Source organism: Nocardia sp. NPDC004711 (assembly GCF_053601595.1).
In genome coordinates this window covers 1-4183 of record NZ_JBSGCB010000150.1, presented here as the reverse complement: position 1 = coordinate 4183, position 4183 = coordinate 1, and the positions used below count along the sequence as shown (strand labels likewise).

The 4183-nt window shown below is 64.8% G+C and carries 3 protein-coding genes; 2 read left to right on the top strand and 1 reads right to left on the bottom strand.

Annotation, left to right across the window (positions count from 1 at the left end):
* Positions 1-752 precede the first annotated feature (752 nt).
* Both ACWEKS_RS48925 and ACWEKS_RS48920 read left to right on the top strand, forming a co-directional pair.
* Entirely contained in the window at positions 753-1571 is an 819-nt protein-coding gene (locus tag ACWEKS_RS48925; protein WP_452346541.1) for a TIGR02452 family protein, read from the top strand.
* A 345-nt stretch (positions 1572-1916) separates the two neighbouring features.
* Positions 1917-2399, top strand: coding sequence for a DUF4253 domain-containing protein (locus ACWEKS_RS48920; protein WP_452346540.1), 483 nt, complete (start codon positions 1917-1919; stop codon positions 2397-2399).
* 138 nt (positions 2400-2537) lie between these two features.
* Here the strand turns inward: ACWEKS_RS48920 and ACWEKS_RS48915 are convergent, their stop codons facing one another.
* A complete protein-coding gene (locus ACWEKS_RS48915) occupies positions 2538-3944 on the bottom strand; it encodes a selenium-binding protein SBP56-related protein (RefSeq protein WP_452346539.1) in 1407 nt (468 codons plus the stop codon).
* Positions 3945-4183 lie beyond the last annotated feature (239 nt).

Genomic DNA, 4183 nt, shown 5'->3' with positions numbered 1-4183 from the left:
ACCACTACGCGATGACCTGCTCATTTCAGGACATCAACACGCCTCATACCGGACCTGTCCGATTCCGAAATCCCACCACTCCAAGGGACTTACCCCTGGGCCTACTCCATGGCTGGATTCGCGCCAGACGAAGTCTGTTGTCGGAAAGCAACTTACGAACGTTACCGACCTCCGAAACGCCTTCAACTCGGCATGAGCGCGCACTGCCGGCGGTCGTATAGCGCTCTGCTCGTTGATCTTCCGATGCCCCGCGCTGGCCGGGTCGGTCAGCGCGGTATGCGGCAGTAGCGGACGTTCTGGTGCCGTGCAGCGGGAAGCGATCGGCATGATCGCCTGGTCGCTTTTGTTTGAGAATGGAAGAGGCTGCTGGGCATGTCTGAATACACCGCCACCGTAACCGTGAGTGACGAGGAGTAGAGCCGAATAGTATCGAAAATACCTGCGTCGCAGTGACGTTGGAGTGAGAAGCTGCCGGCCTCATTCGACTTTGCTCTGTCGGGGACCGGCCCGTGAGGGTCAGTGATGTGATCATTCGCGCGAGATCCGGGGTGGCGCTGGTAGCTCCGCTCCTCGAACGGACGTGCCGCAGCCACGCGCGGCAGCGCATCGCCGAAGAAGGGTGGCCCACAGCGTGTTACGGGGCTGTGTGCGTAGCCGAAGATTGGGTGTCGTGTTCTGGTTTTCGTTTCGGCCCGCGCTTCCCCTCCGGCGGTGGTATCCGGTTCGTCTCGAGCCATGAGAGCATTGCGGGCGTGACCGAACGCCTGCGAGCCATCGCCGCCGACAACGAGCGGATCATCGCAGCCGGCGGTTACCGGACGCCCAGCGGACACTATGTGTCGTTGACATCGGGGGTACAAGCCGCCGTCCAGGGCACCCGGATGTACGGTCCCGACCCGGTCCCGGTAATCACCCGCAGCGAGGGCGCCACCGTCATCATGGTGACCGGGGAGAGCAGCCTCGTCGCGGCGCGCCGGATGCTCGACACCGATCCGGAGCCGGTCGCCGTTCTGAATTTCGCGTCCGCCCGCAATCCCGGCGGCCACTACCTCGCCGGCGCCCGCACCCAAGAAGAAGCCCTGTGCCGAGCGTCAGCGCTGTACACCACCCTGCTGGCCGTGCCGCAATACTACGAGCACCACCGCCGCACACCGGACCCTTTCTACAGCGACCGCGTGATCCTGTCTCCCGCCGTGCCTGTCTTCCGCGACGACACGGGCATCCTGCTCGACAGCCCCTATATGGTCGGCTTCCTCACTTGCCCGGCGCCCCGGACCAACGTGATCGTGCAGGAGCTGGCGAGCGAGGCGTATCGAATACCCGCGGTGCTGGCCACCCGCGCCGAGCGCATTCTCGAAACAGCCGTCGGCTACCGGCGTTTGGTGCTGGGCGCCTGGGGCTGCGGCGCCTACGGCAACGACCCAGGCATGGTGGCCGGTGTCTTCCATGCACTGCTAGCCGACGGTGGGCGGTTCAACGGTCACTTCGACGAGATCACCTTCGCAATACTGGACCGGACCCCCGGCGAGGCCACCCTCACTGCCTTCCGGGCGGCCCTCAGCTCGGCCTGACGGCGCGTTCGGCCATCCGTGGACACGCACGGCCAGTTGATCTTCCGCCGCGCCGCGCTCGCCGGTTCGGTCCGCGCGACCAGCGGCATGTCCGTGCGTTCGATCAGGTTCTGCCTCGGTCGACCAACTTTGTCCATGGCTGGGATCCGGAGAACGATACATGAACTGCTACGAGCAGCTGCCCGCCGGACTCCCCGCTGGGCGGCTGGAGCAGGCCAACGAGGCTGCGGACCCGACCTTTTGGCTCTGCGAGGAGCCAATGTCGGGAACCTGTGGTCACAGTGGCGCCGCCGTCACCCCGAGACCGGCTTGTGGCCGCTACTGGTTCATGACTACGACGACGACTTGTTCTCCCCGAACCCGGCGATAACCACGCTGGATGAACACGATCCAGCAGTCCAGCTCATCGAGTGGGCAGGTGGGTACCCGCTCGTCCTGCTACCGGCCGGCCAGTCGCAACACTCACCAGACGAGGTCGCCGACAGGGTTGCTGCCGATACCGAGGCCACCCTGATCCTGGTGCCGGCTGCCGACGGCGCCGAAGCCTTGGCATCGGCAGGATGGGACGGTCCCGTGAACCATGACAACGACACCGCGAAATTAGCTGCGGTCGTGAGGGATTGGCGGCGTCGGTTCGGTGTCACCGTCTTCGCCGTCGAACAGGGCACGCTGCATCTTGCTGTGGCATCTCCACCTGCAACCGCCGAGTACGCCCGATTGGTGGCAAACGAACACTTCGCCTTCTGCGCCGAGCTGGTCGGTAATCACCTCGACGAATATGCCGACCGGCTTATCAATGCCGAGCAGTGGACCTTCTGGTGGGACTGATCGTGTAAAACGCACTCAATTCGGCATGAGCGCGCACTCTTGCTCGCTACATCCAGCTTTGAAGCGGCCCGCGCTGGAAACCTCTGCGGCGAGTGAGCCGTGCCCACATCGGGTTGAGTCGTCGGCGGGGCGGTCTAGCTAGCGGTAGCAGTAGGAATCGGAGGAGGCGTCACCGCCCTGGAGGCGCACCTGGTGCACCCGCAGACCTCGAAAGTCCTCGTCGTGTGGGAAGAACGACTCGTCGATGGTCATTCCGCCGTCGGGATCGGTGTGCAGCACGGCCATCCAGGCGCCGACCCCATCCGGGTAGAACTGGTCGTCCCACGTGCTGTAGAGCGAGTTGGTGAGGTAGACCCGCTGACCGCTACGGCTGATCTCGACCATCTGGGGGCCACCCGCAAGCGGCTGGTTCGGCGCGGCCGGGTGGGCGGCGCGGCCCACGATCCCGCCGAGCCGGACGGACGCGGTCTGTTTCGGGTTGGCGGGATCGCGCACGTCGAACTGCTTGAGCTCCCCGGTGCCCCAGCACGATACGTAGAGGTATGCGTCATCAACCGACAGGTCGATGTCGGTGACCAGCGGCGGCACCGCGCCGAACGGTTTCAGTGCCGGTGGCAGCAGGTCGGGATCAGCCGGCTCGGCCGGGATGGTGATCACCTTGTCGACCGCCCAGACACCACCGTCGTGGTGCCAACGCCACACGGAGGCCGACAAATCCTCGGTCGAGATCACCACGCCGACGAAACCCCAGGTGGCGTCCGGATCGTGCGAAGGGCGCAGCTCGAGTGCCATCTGGTTCTGTTCCCCGAGATCGACCCGCTGCTGGTGCCGACCGGCGGTGAGGTCCCAGAAGTGGATCGCGTGGCCGTACTTGTTGGCCAGCAGCAACTCCGGCTGCAACCCGTCCTCGATCATGGACGGAGTGCCCCACTCGCTGCTGATCAGGGTGTTCTGGTTGAGATGCCACCAGGCGTCGTACGCGAGGTATTGCGGCCCGCGGTCGGTCTCCCATTGCCGCAACACATCGAACGTGCCGTGATCGAGCAGCGCGATCCCGCCCGGCCCGTCCGATCCGTCTGCCCCACCGAGGCAGGTCATGAAAACACCGTCCGGCCCGCAGTGCAGCGTGTGCGGGCGGGAGTAGCCGGCCTTGGCCGCGAGGTCGGAGCTGTCCACGATCTTGGAAAGGGTAGGCCGACATGGGTCGGGCTGGGTGTCGAACACGTACAGGTGCGACGAGCGCAGACCCGGCACGATCAGGTAGCGCCGAGCCAGCCCGTCGATGCGGTGGCCCTCGTGCTTCAGCGCGCTGCTGCAGACGTTCCAGCCGAAATGGTGCAGCTCGTTGCCCAGGTGGGGCACCTCGGTCCAGCCCACCACCCTGCCGTAGGTGGCCGAGCCCGGATCCACATCGACTACCGACAGCGCATCCGGCTGCTGTGCCGCCCGGTCGAACGCAACAACGTAGGCGAGCCGCTCCGGTGGCGCGGCAGCCGCCTCCGCTGCGCTCCGATAGAAGGTCGGGTCCAAGTCTGAGTGATCCATTTCCAGCCTCCTTCGTGTCGATAGGCGGAGACTCACGCACGTCGCCCGATCTGGCGGATCCGAGGTGGGGCGACCCGTGTGGTCGCAATGGCGCGGACAGGCAGTAACCAGTCTCGGCCTTTCGACGTAGATCCACCAGCTAGGTTGTGTCTCGAAGTGAGTGATGGGGTGGCACCGCGCAGCGGTGGGACCCCCAAATCGAGTTTTTTTTTAATTTTTTGTTTCGTTTTTTTATTTTT